Below are 15,544 nucleotides of genomic sequence, written 5' to 3'. Positions count from 1 at the left end.
AACAATGAGTCTGATCGCGACCTCATCGCAGCATAAAGTGGTAATTGGACTGGGTGCTACCGGGCAATCGGTGGTGCGCTACCTGCTGCGTCACGGTCATACCCCGGTAGTGGTGGATAGTCGTGATAACCCACCGGGGCTTGCGGATTTTCAGAGGGAATTTCCCCAGGTTGCTGTGGAAACCGGGCCCCTGCGAGCGAATACCCTGCTTGCGGCCAGTTTGATTATTGCCAGCCCAGGTGTGCCCTTGGCGGAACCGCTTCTGCAGCAGGCGATTGCTGAAGGTATTCCTGTGGTGGGGGATATCGAATTGTTTGCCCAGGCTCTACAGCGTAAACAGTCTAAAGCGAAGCTTGCGGCGATTACCGGCTCCAATGGCAAAAGTACGGTCACCACACTACTTGGCAAAATGGCTGAAGCCGCCGGTGTTTCTGTGCGGGTGGGCGGCAATATCGGCGTGCCGGTGCTCGAATTATTGGATGATCCCCTGCCAGAATTGTTTGTTTTGGAGCTTTCCAGTTTCCAGCTAGAGACGACCAACTCCCTCGCTCCGACAGTGGCCACTGTTTTGAATATGAGCGCGGACCATATGGACCGCTACCCCAGTATGCTGGAGTACCACCGAGCTAAACAGCGGATTTACCGCGGTGCGGAAGTCTTCGTGGTCAATCGTGAGGACCCTCTGAGTCAGGGGCCTTTATCAAGAGAGAGACGAGAGTGGACTTTTGGCCTGGACCGGCCCGATCTCAAGCAGTTTGGTGTGCGCACTTTTGAAGGGCGTGACTGGTTAGCCCAGGGCAATGAGAATTTATTGCCGGTCGATGAGCTGGCGATGGTTGGGAAACACAATATTGCCAACGCCCTGGCTACCTTGGCGATGGGCAGTGTAGTGGGTCTGCCAATGGACGCCATGCTCTCGGTCCTGCGTAGCTTTCCTGGATTGGCTCACCGCTGTGAGCGCGTGGCGGACTTGCACGGTGTTACCTATGTCAATGATTCCAAGGGCACCAATGTCGGCGCGACTCAGGCCGCTCTGAATGGGTTGGCTACCCCAACCCGCAAAATAGTTTTGATTGCTGGTGGGGACGGTAAAGGTGCGGACTTCTCCGCTCTGAAGAAAAGCGCAAGCGCCCTGCGCGCAATGGTTTCAATCGGTGTCGATGGAGACAAAATTGCGCGTGTGTTTGCCGAACACTGTCCAACACTCAGAGCTGATTCCATGGCGGATGCTGTCAGTAAGGCCAGCACCTTGGCTCATAGCGGGGACTATGTATTGCTGTCTCCAGCCTGTGCCAGCTTTGACATGTATCGCAATTTTGAAGCGCGCGGTGAGGACTTTCGCAAAATCGTAGCGATTTTGTGCGAGGGCTCAGGGGAGGAGCAATGAGTGAATTGCCCTCCCAAAATTCCAAACGTGATTTTCTCGATGCTCTTTTGCCATTTAGTGTATTGGCACTGGTAAGCATTGGGGTTGTGATGGTGGCTTCGGCCTCAATTGCATTCGCTACAGATATTTATGGAGATCCCTGGTATTTCCTGAAACGCCATTTGGCATTTTTGTCGATTGGCGCAATGGCGGCACTGCTGGTGAGCCAAATTCCCTTAGCTATTTGGTCGCGGTTGTCCTGGCCACTACTGCTGTTCTCCTGTCTGTTATTGGTGGTGGTGTTGGTGCCGGGTATTGGTCGAGAGGTGAATGGCAGTCGGCGCTGGTTAATGTTTGCGGGAATCACCATCCAGCCTGCAGAGGTAGCCAAGTTCTGTATGCTGGTATTTTTTGCCAGCTTTTTAACTCGGCGTAGCAAGCAGTTGCATCACTGGAGCAGCTTTATGGTGCCGGTGGTCATTCTCGCTGTGGTCGCTTTATTGCTGTTGTTGCAGCCGGATTTTGGCTCAGTGGTAGTGCTATCCGGTACGGTGCTGGCGATGGTGTTTCTAGGGGGGGCGCGTTTGCCACACACCTTTTTACTTGTGGCGGCAGCGGCCTGTGGTTTAGCACTGATGGCATTGATGAGCCCCTATCGCTTGCAACGGCTTTTGACGTTTTTAGACCCCTGGGGAGACCAGTTTGCTAGCGGCTATCAGTTGACCCAGTCACTGATCGCATTTGGTCGCGGTGAATGGTTTGGCGTAGGTCTGGGTAACAGTGTGCAAAAACTGTTTTACCTGCCCGAGGCGCATACCGACTTTATTTTTGCCATCCTCGCCGAGGAGTGGGGCATGTTTGGTGGCTTGGTTGTTGTTGGGCTGTTTGTGATGCTGACTTGCTCATTGCTGCGCTTGGTACGTGAGGCCTTGGCACAGCAGAAATTTTTTGCTGCCTTGCTGGCATTTGGCATGGCGGTGCAGATCGCCGGGCAGGCTTTTGTGAATATGGGCGTGGCTTCAGGTTTGTTGCCTACCAAAGGGTTGACCCTGCCATTTGTTAGCTCCGGCGGTAGTAGTTTAATTATTTGCTGCGCTCTGTTGGGATTGGCCCTGAGAGTCCGCACTGAGCTGCATGGCCCAATTGAAGGCAAAGAGGAAACCCCAGGCCTGTTTGCGCAGTTGCCAATATTTACCCGGCGCCGTGTCAGAGCCGGTGTCGGCGGTGGGGAGGTGCTTTGATGTCCCACAAAGAACAAATATTTGCCGGTAAGAAGTTTCTACTTATGGCCGGTGGCACCGGCGGTCATGTATTCCCGGCACTGGCCGTGGCAAAGGCTTTGCAAGAATATGGCGCTGATGTCGAGTGGCTCGGTACCCAGCGCGGTATTGAAGCGCGTTTAATTCCCGAGGCCAATATTCCTCTGCATTGTATTAGCGTGGAGGGTGTCCGCGGCAAGGGCAAATTGGCCTTGTTCAAGGCGCCTGTGCAGGTTTTACGCGCGGTGGCTCAGGCCCGTGCTGTAGTGAAGGCGGTAGCGCCGGATGCGGTGCTCGGGTTTGGTGGCTTTGCCACCGGTCCCGGTGGTGTAGCAGCGCGGCTCAGTGGAATTCCACTGATTATTCACGAACAGAATGCAGTTGCCGGCACTACTAACCGCTTGCTCGCACGTATCGCCAGTCAGGTGTTGGAAGCTTTTCCCAGTAGCTTGCCCGGCGCCAAGCAGGTTGGTAATCCCGTGCGTACCGAAATTGCGAACCTCTCGGAGCCCCAGTTGCGCATTGGTAGTGAGAAACCTCTGCGCTTGTTGGTGCTCGGCGGCAGTCTCGGCGCTGTGGCAATTAATGAACTAGTACCTAAAGCCATCGCTTTATTACCGCTATCCCTGCGACCGAAAGTGGTCCATCAGGCGGGAGAACGCCATATAGCGCTGGCTCGTGAAGCCTATCAGGCCGCTGGGGTAGAGGCCGAAGTCGTGCCTTTTATCGCAAATATGGCCGATGCTTACAGTGCTGCGGATTTGATTATTTGCCGCTCCGGTGCATTGACGGTTTCGGAAATCGCTGTCGCCGGTGTTGGCGCAATTATGGTGCCTTTTCCGTTTGCCATTGATGATCATCAAACACGCAACGGTGAGTGGCTACAGAGTGCTGGCGGTGCTGTAGTCGTTCAGCAGAGTGACATGGATGCGCAGAGCTTGTCGGAGCTACTGCATAAACTGCTCTCCGATCCGCAAGCGCTATTAAATATGGCGAAAGCTGCGCGCAGTGTGGCAAAGGTCGATGCAACCGAGCAGGTGATAGGTGCCTGCGTTGAACAGCTGGCCCTTGCCAGATAACAAATACAACACGAGTGGATCAAGGTTAGAAAGTATGGCTTCTGAGGGCACCAAGTTGGAAAAAAGTTACGCTGTACCGACGATGCGCCGCATTCGCCGCATCCACTTCATTGGTGTTGGCGGTGCGGGCATGAGTGGTATTGCCGAAGTACTGCAGAACCAGGGGTACGAGGTTTCTGGCTCCGATCTTCGCGAGTCGACCGTTACAGATCGACTGCAAAAGCTGGGAGTGAAAGTTCAAATTGGGCACAGTGCGGAAAATATTCGCGGTGTCGATGTGGTTGTGAATTCCTCCGCAGTGCATGGCGATAACCCCGAGCTGGTCGCAGCCCTTGAAAACCGTATCCCGGTTGTCCGTCGTGCAGAAATGCTTGGCGAGCTGATGCGTTACCGTTATGGCATCGCCGTTGCCGGTACACACGGTAAGACCACAACTACGAGCCTGATCGCCTCAATTTTTGCTGCGGACAAAAAAGATCCCACTTTTGTGATTGGTGGATTGGTTAACTCAGCCGGCGCCAATGCTGCACTAGGGGAGAGCCGTTATCTGATTGCCGAGGCGGATGAGAGTGATGCGTCTTTTATTCACCTTCAACCGATGGTGACGGTGATTACGAATATTGATGCTGACCATATGGAGACCTATGGTGGGGACTTCGAGAAGGTTAAACAAATCTTTATTGATTTTGTTCACAACCTGCCTTTTTATGGTCTCGCCGTGGTCTGTGGTGATGATGCGAATGTGCTGGAAGTGATACCGAAGTTTTCCCGCCCTGTGCTGACCTATGGGTTTGCCGAGGGCAATGATTTTCGCATCGTCGAGGTGAAGCAAGAGCCTTTATGCAGCCACTTCAAGGTGCAGCGCCCAGCGGGTGACCTGCTGGAGGTCTCGGTAAATACGCCAGGTATTCACAATGTGCTGAACGCTACCGCGGCCATTGCTGTCGCCACCGATGAAGGCATTGGCGATGAAGCGATTCAAAAAGGTTTACAAGGTTTTCAGGGCGTGGGTCGTCGTTTCCAAATTTATGGAGATTTCTCTATTAGTGACGACAGTAACGCAGAAAAAGTGATGTTGGTGGATGATTATGGCCACCACCCACGTGAAGTGGCGGCAACTATCAGAACTGTGCGCGATGGCTGGCCTGAGCGGCGCTTGGTGATGGTTTATCAGCCGCATCGCTATACACGAACCCGAGATTTGTTTGAGGATTTCGTTCAGGTTCTGTCCGAAGTGGACAAATTAATTTTGTTGGATGTGTACAGTGCCGGCGAGGCGCCGATAGCTGGGGCTGATGGGCGAACTTTGGCGCGCAGCTTGCGCAATAGAGGCCAAGTCGATCCGATTTTTGTCGAGACTGTTGATCAGGTTCCCCCCATTTTGGCTGATCTTTTGGAGCCAGGTGATGTGGTGCTGACTCAGGGAGCTGGCAATGTTGGTGCTCTTTCACAAAGGCTGGCAGAGTGGCGCCTGGGTGAGAAAGACCTTGAGGCTTGAGTGTAAGTGAGGTCCACACAGAAAAAACATGCGAGAGCTAAGCAGGCCCAGGTTCGTGGAGCCCGCCCCCTCGGGCAAAGGAAGGAGGGCAGAATCCACTGGCGCCCCTGGTTACTTTCAATTGTTTTTCTGATCTTGTCCTTTGGGGTCGTTACAGGTGGTTATTGGCTTTGGCAGCGCCTGCCGGCAATTCAGCTCAGTAGGGTTGATGCGCTGGAGCAGGTGGAGGTCCGCGGAACTTTTAATGCAGTTACTGAAGAGCAGATAAAAAAAATTTTACTGCCGTATTTGCAAGCGGGTTTTTTTTCTGTTGATATCCGCGCGATGCGCACCGCATTGGTGGAGCAGCCGTGGATTACCAGGGTCTCCATAAGTCGGCGCTGGCCTAAAGGTGTTGTTGTTGAAGTCACCGAGGCGCAGCCACTTGCAGTCTGGGGACATGATCGTTTGCTGGTTGCCAGCGGTGCACTGCTGCCGCGACCGGCGCAAATGCAGGTAGGTACGCTACCTGAGCTTGCTGGAGATGAAGAGTTGGTGGGGCAGATCATGTCCCAGTACCAAGCGCTTGCGGGGCTTTTGACCACGCGAGATATGGAAGTAAAACGGTTGTCATTTGATGACCTGAGTGGCTGGCATCTGGAGTTAATGTCGGGAATTGAATTAAAACTCGGTCATGAGGCACTGCTGGAGCGAGTTAACCGCTTTCTCACTTTGAGTCGTGGATTACTCGAACCTTATTTACAAAAAGTAGCCGAGGTAGATACCCGTTACGGCAACGCGGTAGCGGTTCAATGGAAGAACGAGCAAGAGCAAACAGGGAAGCGGCAATAGCCGCAGTTGAAAATAAAGTTTAAAAGCGAAGGCGGTGGTTCGGTTGATAACTAATGAAAAACCGGGACATGGCCCAGCGAGGTTGGAACAAAAATGACACAAGTATCCGATCAGCGCATGATTGTTGGGCTGGATATCGGCACCTCTAAAGTAGTTGCCATCGTGGGTGAGGTATCTGCCAATGGGGATCTCAATATTGTCGGTATTGGCTCCCATCGCTCCACCGGAATGAAAAAAGGTGTGGTGGTAAATATTGAATCCACTGTGCAATCTATTCAGCGTGCCATAGAAGAAGCTGAATTAATGGCGGGATGTGAAATTCATTCTGTCTATGCCGGTATTGCGGGCAGCCATATTCGGAGCCTCAACTCTCACGGTATTGTGGCAATTAAAGATCGCGAGGTAACTCAGCAGGATTTGGACCGGGTAATCGATGCGGCTCGAGCGGTCGCCATTCCCGCAGACCAGAAAATTTTGCATACGCTGCCGCAAGAGTACCTGATCGACAATCAGGAGGGTGTAAAAGAGCCGTTGGGAATGTCCGGCGTGCGCCTGGAAGCGAAAGTGCATTTGGTCAGTGGTGCGGTCAATGCTGCACAAAATATTGAGAAATGCATCCGCCGCTGCGGTCTTGAAGTAGAGGATGTCATTCTCGAACAGCTGGCTTCCAGCTACGCAGTGCTGACTGAAGATGAAAAAGAGCTGGGTGTTTGTATGGTGGATATCGGTGGTGGCACCACCGATATCGCGGTATTTACCGGCGGTTCAATTCGTCACACTGGGGTGATTCCCATAGCTGGGGACCAGGTGACTAACGATATTGCGATGGCTTTGCGGACCCCGACACCGCACGCCGAAGATTTAAAAATAAAATATGCCTGTGCTTTGGCAAAGCTGGCACGGGAAGGTGAAACCATTAAAGTGCCGAGTGTGGGGGATCGGGAGCCCCGGGATTTATCTCGCCAGGCTCTGGCCGAAGTGGTAGAGCCTCGTTACGACGAGCTATTTACCCTGGTACAGGCGGAACTGCGTCGCAGTGGTTTTGAGGACCTGTGCGCAGCCGGTGTGGTTTTAACTGGGGGCTCTTCAAAAATGGAGGGTGCGGTTGAGCTGGCTGAGGAAATTTTCCATATGCCGGTACGTCTCGCAGTACCTCAGGGAATTTCTGGGTTGACCGATATTGTGAGCAACCCAATTTATTCCACCGGAGTTGGATTATTGATGTACGCGATGCAACAGGAAGTGGTTACCGAAGGAAAAACCCAGCCTGCGCGCAACGATAATCAGTGGTGGGACAAAGTAAAGCACTGGTTTCGTGGAAATTTGTAATAGCATGCAACCAGAATTAGCCGTCCCATAAGGGATTTTTTTTAGGCGTGGCTGTAAAATTCGACATGAGCAAGAAAGGGGAACAGCGATGTTCGAGCTAGTTGATAGCGTACAGGATAAACCTGTCATCAAGGTAATAGGAGTCGGCGGCGGCGGTGGCAATGCTGTGAAGCATATGATTGCCAGTGACGTGGAAGGTGTGGATTTTATCTGCGCGAACACTGACGCTCAGGCGCTAAAAGATGTCGAAGCGCAAACAATCCTGCAGCTTGGCAACACCATTACCCGCGGTCTGGGTGCTGGGGCCAACCCTGATATTGGCCGTCAGTCCGCTCTGGAGGACCGCGATCGCATCGCCGAAGTCTTGAACGGTGCTGATATGGTTTTCATCACCGCTGGTATGGGCGGTGGTACTGGCACGGGTGGTGCGCCGATTGTGGCTGAAATTGCCAAAGAGCTCGGCATCCTCACCGTAGCTGTTGTTACCCGTCCATTCAAAATTGAAGGTCGCAAGCGCACTGTGGTAGCCGAAGAGGGAATTCTCGAGCTGCGCGATAAAGTCGACTCTCTGATTACTATTCCCAACGATCGCCTGTTGGAAGTGCTGGGTAGTAAGATCACCATGAAGTCCGCCTATAAAGAGGCTGACAACGTGTTGCTCGGAGCGGTACAGGGTATTGCCGATCTGATGATCCGTCCTGGCATTATGAATGTGGACTTTGCCGATGTGCGCACGGTGATGTCTGAAATGGGTATGGCGATGATGGGCTCCGGCTCTGCTGTTGGTGAGAACCGTGCCCGTGAAGCGGCGGAGAAAGCTGTACGCAGCCCATTGTTGGATAACGTTAACCTTGCCGGTGCCCGCGGCATTCTGGTCAACATTATCACCGGTAGTGAAGAGGCTGGTTGTCAGGAGCTGACCCTGGGCGAATACTCCGAAGTTGGTGAGATCGTACAGGAAATCGCCTCTGATGAAGCCACTGTGGTTATTGGAACCGCAGTGGATGACAAGCTGGGTGATGAGATGCGGGTGACTGTTGTAGCCGCTGGCCTGGGTGAGGGAACCCCTGCGGTTCGACCAGCCAAGGTTGTGGATAACACACGTCGTCCGGAGGCCCGTGAAGTGCGTGAATCCCGCGATGTTCGTGAGAGCCGCGATATGCGCGATATGCGAGAAAGTCACGGAGCTTCGGGGCTGGCTTCTCGCGAGAGTGCTGCCGACACCCGCCCGCGGGTAGATGTCGAGCGTCCCAAGCGCCCAGCTCCGTCTCTGAACCCGGCAGATGCTGATATGGAATACCTGGATATTCCGGCATTCTTACGCCGTCAGGCAGACTGAGTGTAGCCGCCGCAGAGGCAGTACACTGCTCATGTCCACCCAACTTAAGGTTGGGTGTCGCCTCTGCGGTGCGGCTTATTGCCGCATCTTGGCTGGCCTCAGTTTAGCTGGCCTTAGTTTAGCCGGCCTTAGCTTAGAGAGTTGAGCTCTGTGATATTAAAGAGTTTGCCCTAGTCATGCAGTTGTCTTCGGGCATTCGCTGAGGGCAATGAGAGTCAAGCAAAGTGACTGGTAGGTATAATTAACAATTTTTTACAGTGATCCCGGCGCACGTAGTCTTAGAATACTGTATCTGCGACTGAGATGTGGCGCTCCAATCTTTTTTTAAACTATCCTTGGAAGGACGGTGGCGGTGTGTTGAGTTGACCACGCGCCCACAATTGGTATTGGCGTCGCAATTGTGCTAATATCGGCGGCTTGCTGCGCATTATGCGTAGACCACCGACTGGGAAAAGATAGTTTCATGATCAAACAGCGCACGCTTAAAAATGCTATTCGCGCCACTGGCGTAGGTCTGCACACTGGCAAAAAGGTCGTTCTGACCCTTAAGCCGGCTCCCGTAGACACCGGCATCGTGTTCCGTAGAACGGACTTGGATCCGGTGGTCGAAATTGAAGCCCGCGCAGAGAATGTGGGGGATACACTGCTTTCCACTACTCTGGTGAAGGACGATGTCCGCATTGCTACCGTTGAGCACTTGCTTTCGGCAATGGCTGGCCTTGGTATCGACAATGCGATTGTCGAGCTGTCCGCCCAAGAAGTGCCGATCATGGACGGCAGCGCCGGTCCTTTCGTATTCCTGATCCAGTCTGCAGGCATCCAGGAGCAATCCGCGCCGAAGAAATTCCTGCGTATCAAGAAGCCGATTACGGTGGAAGAGGGCGACAAAGTTGCCAGTTTCCTGCCTTTCAATGGTTTTAAGGTCTCCTTTACCATCGACTTTGACCACCCCGTATTCCAGGGGCGCAATCTGACCTCTTCCGTAGACTTCTCCAGTACCTCTTTCGTGAAAGAGGTGAGTCGCGCGCGCACTTTCGGGTTTATGCACGAAATTGAATACCTGCGTTCTAAGGGCTTGGTTCAAGGCGGCTCCGTGGATAACGCTATCGTGATCGACCAGTATCGTATTTTGAACGAAGGTGGATTGCGTTACGAAGACGAATTTGTGAAACACAAGATTCTCGATGCCATTGGTGATCTTTACCTGCTTGGCACCAGCCTGATTGGTGAGTTTAAAGCCTTTAAATCTGGCCATTCTCTGAACAATAAGTCCCTGCGTCATCTGATGACACAGAAAGATGCCTGGGAGATGGTGACTTTCGAGGGGGAGCAAGAGGCTCCGATCTCCTACGTCAAGCCGATTTTGGCTGTTTAAATTCTGCAAGAAGCCGGCATTATACTGCCGGCTTTTTTACGTGACTGAATCACCAGAGAAGGTTGATGCAATTCTGGTAACCTTACTTTCTTCCGGATGTTTAGGTTTACCGCTCCATTAGTGTGAGGTACTGCACTGGAGTCTCGTCTCACTTATAGAGACAACAAAACTACAAAATATCGAATTTCTCCTGCTTGTTATGAAAGTAATACTGGTCAATGAGCGTGGCGCCACCCGCAGCTTCAACTTTGGTGGACTGAGCAAGGCACTACTGAGCTTGTGCCTCTTGGGTCTCCCGGTTGGTGCTTTTTTCCTGGGCGCCAATCTGCCTGTGACCAAAACCGATTTGTTCGATGCTCGCACGGCCAAGGCGTGGGAGCGCGCTCTGCGTAAGCAGCAGCAGGAAATTGATGAGGCCGATCGTGAGGCTCACGAGCAACTCGCCGCGCTTACGGTAAAGCTGGCTGAGTTGCAGGCCCGTCTAACACGTTTGGATGCCGTGGGTGAGCGTCTTACCGCAGCCGCTAACCTCGACGAGGGTGAATTTGAGTTCAGCGCTGCCCCCGCGGTGGGGGGGCCGGAAGATCCCGGTATCGCTGGGGCTTCAGAGCTGCCTTACCAGCCTCCTGAATTTCTTGAAGTGATTGGTGAATTGTCCCACAAGGTGGACGATCGCCAGATGCAGCTGAACACCCTCGAATCCCTGATGGCGAATCTGCAGCTTGAAGATGAGCAGTTTATCGCCGGGCGCCCGATCACTAAAGGCTGGATGTCCTCCCGTTACGGTTATCGCACCGATCCCTTCACCGGACGTCGCACCTGGCATAAAGGTGTCGACTTTGCTGGCAAGATGGGTTCAGACGTAGTATCCGTTGCCGCAGGGGTAGTTACCTGGGCCGATGAGCGCCACGGCTACGGACAACTGGTGGAAATTAACCATGGCAATGGTTATTCCACCCGCTACGGCCACAACAGTGAACTCAATGTTGGCCTCGGTGATGTGGTTAAAAAAGGCCAGGTAATTGCTCAGATGGGCTCCAGTGGACGCTCTACTGGCCCTCATGTGCACTTCGAAATCTTCAAGAATAATCGCACCGTCGACCCGGCCAGCTACATCCGCCGCACAGGCAGATAACAACTATTCTTCCCTTACGCGCAAATGCTGGTAGCTTGGCATAAGAGTTGCCAGCGCTTGCGCCTTCCTGTTTACTTGCACCCCTCGCATAAAGGAGTGTCGGTGCAATATCTGCCCAGCATTAGCGCCGACAGCGCACATAAGATAAGTGGTTTCTAGATAATGATTGGCAAACTGATTAAATCGGTCTTTGGTACAAAAAATGACCGCGAGCTGAAGCGCATGCGACGCATCGTGGAGAAAGTCAACGCGCTGGAAGAGGATTTCCAGAAGCTGGACGATGCAGCTCTTCGCGCCAAAACAGAAGAGTTTAAAAAGCGTATTGCAGATGGTGAGACTCTGGACCAGCTGCTGCCTGAAGCATTCGCGGCAGTGCGTGAAGCTGGTCGCCGTACACTGGGTATGCGCCACTTCGATGTACAGCTGATTGGGGGTATGACGCTGCACGAAGGTCGCATCGCTGAAATGCGTACCGGTGAAGGTAAAACCCTGGTGGCGACATTGCCGGCCTACTTGAACGCCCTGGAAGGTAAGGGTGTGCATATTGTGACGGTCAACGATTACCTGGCATCGCGGGATGCCAACTGGATGCGCCCGGTTTATGAATTCCTCGGTTTGACGGTGGGAGTAATTGTTTCCCAGCAGCATCCGGACGATAAGAAGGCCGCCTATCAGGCTGATATCACCTACGGCACCAACAATGAATTCGGTTTCGACTACCTGCGTGACAATATGGTGTTGCGCAAGGAAGATCGCACCCAGCGCCCGCAAAACTTCGCCATCGTGGATGAGGTGGACTCCATCCTGATCGATGAGGCGCGTACTCCGCTTATTATTTCCGGTGCAGCGGAAGATTCCTCTCACTTGTACCTGGCCATGAACAAGCTGATTCCGCAGCTCGAACGCGCCGAGGAAGGCGGTGAGGGACACTACACGGTTGATGAAAAGACCCGCCAAGTGGAACTGACCGAGCAGGGCCACCAGCTGGTGGAGGAGCTGTTGTCCCGCAGCGGCTTGATGAAGGAAGACCAGTCCCTGTATGCGCCCGGTAACCTGGGTCTGTTACACCATGTACACGCTGCGCTGCGTGCCCAGGTGCTATTTAACCGGGATGTGGACTATATCGTGCAAAATGGCCAGGTCGTGCTGATCGATGAGCACACCGGCCGCACCATGCCTGGCCGCCGCCTCTCAGAAGGTTTGCACCAGGCTTTGGAAGCTAAGGAAAATGTTCAGATCCAGAGTGAGAGCCAGACGCTGGCTTCCACTACTTTCCAAAACCTGTTCCGTTTCTATCCGAAGCTTTCCGGTATGACCGGTACTGCCGATACCGAGGCGTTTGAATTCCAGCAGATTTATGGTCTGGATGTGGTGGTGATCCCCACCAATAAAAATATTCAGCGGGATGACCTCAACGACCTGGTCTACCTGAGCAAAGAAGAGAAGATGGAAGCCATTATCGAGGATATTAAGTTCTGCCGTGAAAAGCAGGCGCCGATCCTCGTGGGTACCGCTTCTATCGAGACTTCCGAAGAAATGTCGCACATGCTGCAGAAGGCGGGTATCCAGCACCAGGTGCTAAACGCCAAGTACCATGAACGCGAAGCGCATATCATTGCTCAGGCTGGTCGCCCCGGTACGGTCACCATCGCAACCAATATGGCTGGTCGTGGTACCGATATTGTGCTGGGTGGTAACTGGGAAGCCGAAGCGGAAGCTCTGGCCCAGGAAAAAGGCAGCGCCTTGAGTGAGGCGGAAGTAGCCAAGGTGAAAGAGGAGTGGAAGAAGCGCCACGAGCAGGTGATCGAAGCTGGCGGCTTGCACATTATCGGCACCGAGCGCCACGAATCCCGTCGTATCGATAATCAGTTGCGTGGCCGTGCCGGGCGTCAGGGTGACCCGGGGGTAACTCGTTTCTATCTGTCTTTAGAAGATAACCTGATGCGTATCTTCGCCTCCGACCGGGTGAAGAATTTTATGCAGATGCTGGGTATGGAACGCGGTGAGGCTATTGAGCACCGCATGGTGTCCAATGCGATTGAAAAAGCCCAGCGCCGCGTGGAAGGGCGCAACTTCGATATCCGCAAACAATTGCTGGAATACGATGATGTGGCCAACGATCAGCGTCAGGTGATTTACAGTCAGCGCAATGAGCTGCTCGAAGCCGATCAGATCAGCGATACCATCAACGCGATTCGCGAAGACGTTGTGAATGAAATTATCTCGGCTTCAGTCCCGCCACAGAGTGTTGAGGAGCAGTGGGATATCCCGGCGCTGGAGCAGCAGCTGGCCGGTGAGCTCGGTATTGAGCTGCCTATCCAAAAATGGCTGGATGAAGACCGCAACCTGCACGAGGAGACACTGCGCGAGAAGGTTGTTGCCGAAGCCCAAGCCGCTTACGCCACCAAGGTGGAGCGTATCAGTGAATCCTCCGGCGACGCCAACCTGATGCCCACCGTGGAGCGTCAGATCATGTTGCAGGTGCTGGATCAGCTGTGGAAGGAGCATCTCTCCAGCATGGATCACCTGAGAGCGGGTATTGGCTTGCGCGCTTACGCCAACAAGAACCCCAAGCAGGAGTTCAAGCGCGAGTCATTCCACCTATTCCAAAGCATGTTGGAAAACCTCAAGCACGAAGTGGTGCGTATTCTCGCCCATGTGGAACCCATGACTCGCGAGCAAATGGACGAACTGGAGCAGCGCCGCTTGGAAGAGCAGCGCAAACAGCAGCTGGAGCTTCAGCACGCCGAGGCCTCGGCTCTCCCAGAGAGTGAACCTCAGCAGCAGGCGGCCCCGACTCCAGAGCGCCGCGGACCCAAGGTTGGCCGCAATGACCCATGCCCCTGTGGTTCCGGCAAGAAGTACAAGCAGTGCCACGGCAAGCTGGCCTCCTCTACCCAGAGCTGATAACTCTCTGATCGGAATTGCTCTATCAAGAAATACCCCGCTTTACGCGGGGTATTTTTTCATTCTGATGAAAAATATTATGCGGATTTGCGTGTTTGAGCTGCATTAAGTGCGGATAATTCTTGCCTCAGCGGGACCAGAATCTAATAATGACGCTTTTCTACCTAAGGCTAGCTTTTATTAAAGCAGCCGAAGCTGGTGCCTAAGTTGAACCGTTATGCCTGAATCACTACTTCCTCCTGTAAAAGGGGTTCGCCTTGCCAGTGTACCCGCCAAGATCAAAAACTGGTCCCGTGATGACCTGTTGTTAATAGAGGTCGCCGAAGGCGCATCGGTGTCGGCCACCTTTACCCAGAACAGCTTTTGCGCCGCACCGGTATTGGTAGCCAAAGAGCATATCGGGCAGGGTAATATCCGTGCCCTGCTGGTGAATGCCGGTAATGCCAACGCGGCCACTGGTGAGCGCGGTCTAAGCGACGCTAGGGCCTGCTGTGCGGCAGTGGCCGAAGCGATGAATGTTCATGCAGAGCAGGTATTGCCTTTTAGTACCGGCGTTATCGGCGAGCATCTCCCCTTGCAGCGATTACTGGATGCCATCCCCACAGCCGCGACTGATCTAATCGAAAGCGGATGGGGGCGGGCGGCAAAAACCATTATGACTACGGATACTCGTCCGAAAACTGCCAAGCGCTTCGTGAATATTGGCGGTGAAAAAATTACGGTCGTGGGGATCGCCAAGGGTTCCGGCATGATTCAGCCAAATATGGCGACCATGCTCGCCTATGTCGCCACCGATGCCAGCATCGCCCAGCCATTGCTGGATCAAATGGTAAGGGAGTCCGTTAATGCTTCCTTTAATCGTGTCAGCGTGGATGGTGATACCTCAACCAATGACGCCTGTGTTCTGATTGCCAGCGGAGTGACGGGCAAGCCTATCAATAGTCCCGCTGATGAGGGTTACAGCGAATTGATGCAAGCCATCACTCAGGTGCATATCGAGCTGGCCAAGGAGGTGGTTAGGGACGGTGAAGGGGCCACTAAATTTGTCACTGTGCAGGTGGAAGGGGCAGAGAGTCGTGATGAGGCTCTTAACGTCGCTTTTGAGGTGGGTAACTCTCCCCTGGTAAAGACTGCGCTCTACGCTTCAGACCCTAACTGGGGGCGCTTAGTGATGGCGATTGGCAATGCATTGCCGAACGGCTTGGATACCGACAAGGTCAATATTTACTTAGACACTGTACAAGTCGTGGAGGCCGGAGGCCGCTCTGCTAACTACCGGGAAGAGCAGGGCGAACAGGTGTTTTCCCAACCTGAGTTTACTATTCGTATAGAACTGGGCCGCGGTAACGCCAGCGAGCATATATGGACCTGTGACTTCTCTCATGAGTATGTCACGATTAACGCCGAATACCGCACCTGAGGAATT

General features: G+C 53.5%; 11 protein-coding genes. All 11 read left to right on the top strand.

Annotation, left to right across the window (positions count from 1 at the left end; translation table 11 throughout):
* The first annotated feature begins 4 nt into the window (after nucleotides 1-4).
* The 11 genes from murD (at nucleotide 5) to argJ (ending at nucleotide 15,538) form a co-directional block, all read left to right on the top strand.
* A complete protein-coding gene (gene murD, locus ACJJID_RS12170) occupies nucleotides 5-1,387 on the top strand; it encodes a UDP-N-acetylmuramoyl-L-alanine--D-glutamate ligase (RefSeq protein ID WP_444919716.1) in 1,383 nt (460 codons plus the stop codon).
* Nucleotides 1,384-2,607, top strand: a complete 1,224-nt coding sequence (ftsW, locus tag ACJJID_RS12165) for a putative lipid II flippase FtsW (RefSeq protein WP_444919715.1) — start codon at nucleotides 1,384-1,386, stop codon at nucleotides 2,605-2,607. Before murD ends, ftsW begins: the two co-directional genes overlap by 4 nt.
* On the top strand, nucleotides 2,607-3,704 hold the full coding sequence (gene murG, locus ACJJID_RS12160) for an undecaprenyldiphospho-muramoylpentapeptide beta-N-acetylglucosaminyltransferase (RefSeq protein ID WP_444919714.1): 1,098 nt from the start codon (nucleotides 2,607-2,609) through the stop codon (nucleotides 3,702-3,704). The genes ftsW and murG overlap by 1 nt, the downstream gene beginning before the upstream one ends.
* 34 nt (nucleotides 3,705-3,738) lie before the next feature.
* Entirely contained in the window at nucleotides 3,739-5,202 is a 1,464-nt protein-coding gene (gene murC, locus ACJJID_RS12155) for a UDP-N-acetylmuramate--L-alanine ligase (RefSeq protein WP_444919713.1), read from the top strand.
* A gap of 6 nt (nucleotides 5,203-5,208) precedes the next feature.
* Nucleotides 5,209-6,033, top strand: a complete 825-nt coding sequence (locus ACJJID_RS12150) for a cell division protein FtsQ/DivIB (protein WP_444919712.1) — start codon at nucleotides 5,209-5,211, stop codon at nucleotides 6,031-6,033.
* Between the two features lie 93 nt (nucleotides 6,034-6,126).
* On the top strand, nucleotides 6,127-7,362 hold the full coding sequence (gene ftsA / locus ACJJID_RS12145) for a cell division protein FtsA (RefSeq protein ID WP_152454513.1): 1,236 nt from the start codon (nucleotides 6,127-6,129) through the stop codon (nucleotides 7,360-7,362).
* A gap of 88 nt (nucleotides 7,363-7,450) precedes the next feature.
* Nucleotides 7,451-8,701, top strand: coding sequence for a cell division protein FtsZ (gene ftsZ / locus ACJJID_RS12140; protein ID WP_152454512.1), 1,251 nt, complete (start codon nucleotides 7,451-7,453; stop codon nucleotides 8,699-8,701).
* 463 nt (nucleotides 8,702-9,164) lie between these two features.
* On the top strand, nucleotides 9,165-10,076 hold the full coding sequence (lpxC, locus tag ACJJID_RS12135; protein WP_152454511.1) for a UDP-3-O-acyl-N-acetylglucosamine deacetylase: 912 nt from the start codon (nucleotides 9,165-9,167) through the stop codon (nucleotides 10,074-10,076).
* A 199-nt stretch (nucleotides 10,077-10,275) separates the two neighbouring features.
* Nucleotides 10,276-11,211, top strand: a complete 936-nt coding sequence (locus ACJJID_RS12130) for a M23 family metallopeptidase (protein WP_152454510.1) — start codon at nucleotides 10,276-10,278, stop codon at nucleotides 11,209-11,211.
* A gap of 162 nt (nucleotides 11,212-11,373) precedes the next feature.
* Nucleotides 11,374-14,118, top strand: coding sequence for a preprotein translocase subunit SecA (gene secA / locus ACJJID_RS12125; RefSeq protein WP_444919711.1), 2,745 nt, complete (start codon nucleotides 11,374-11,376; stop codon nucleotides 14,116-14,118).
* Nucleotides 14,119-14,335: 217 nt separating this feature from the next.
* Nucleotides 14,336-15,538 (top strand): bifunctional glutamate N-acetyltransferase/amino-acid acetyltransferase ArgJ, encoded by a 1,203-nt coding sequence (gene argJ / locus ACJJID_RS12120; RefSeq protein ID WP_444919710.1) that lies wholly within the window; start codon nucleotides 14,336-14,338, stop codon nucleotides 15,536-15,538.
* Nucleotides 15,539-15,544 lie beyond the last annotated feature (6 nt).

The organism is Microbulbifer sp. CnH-101-G (assembly GCF_052466775.1).
The sequence above is the reverse complement of the archived record's forward strand: the minus strand, read 5'-3'. Positions and strand labels throughout refer to the sequence as shown.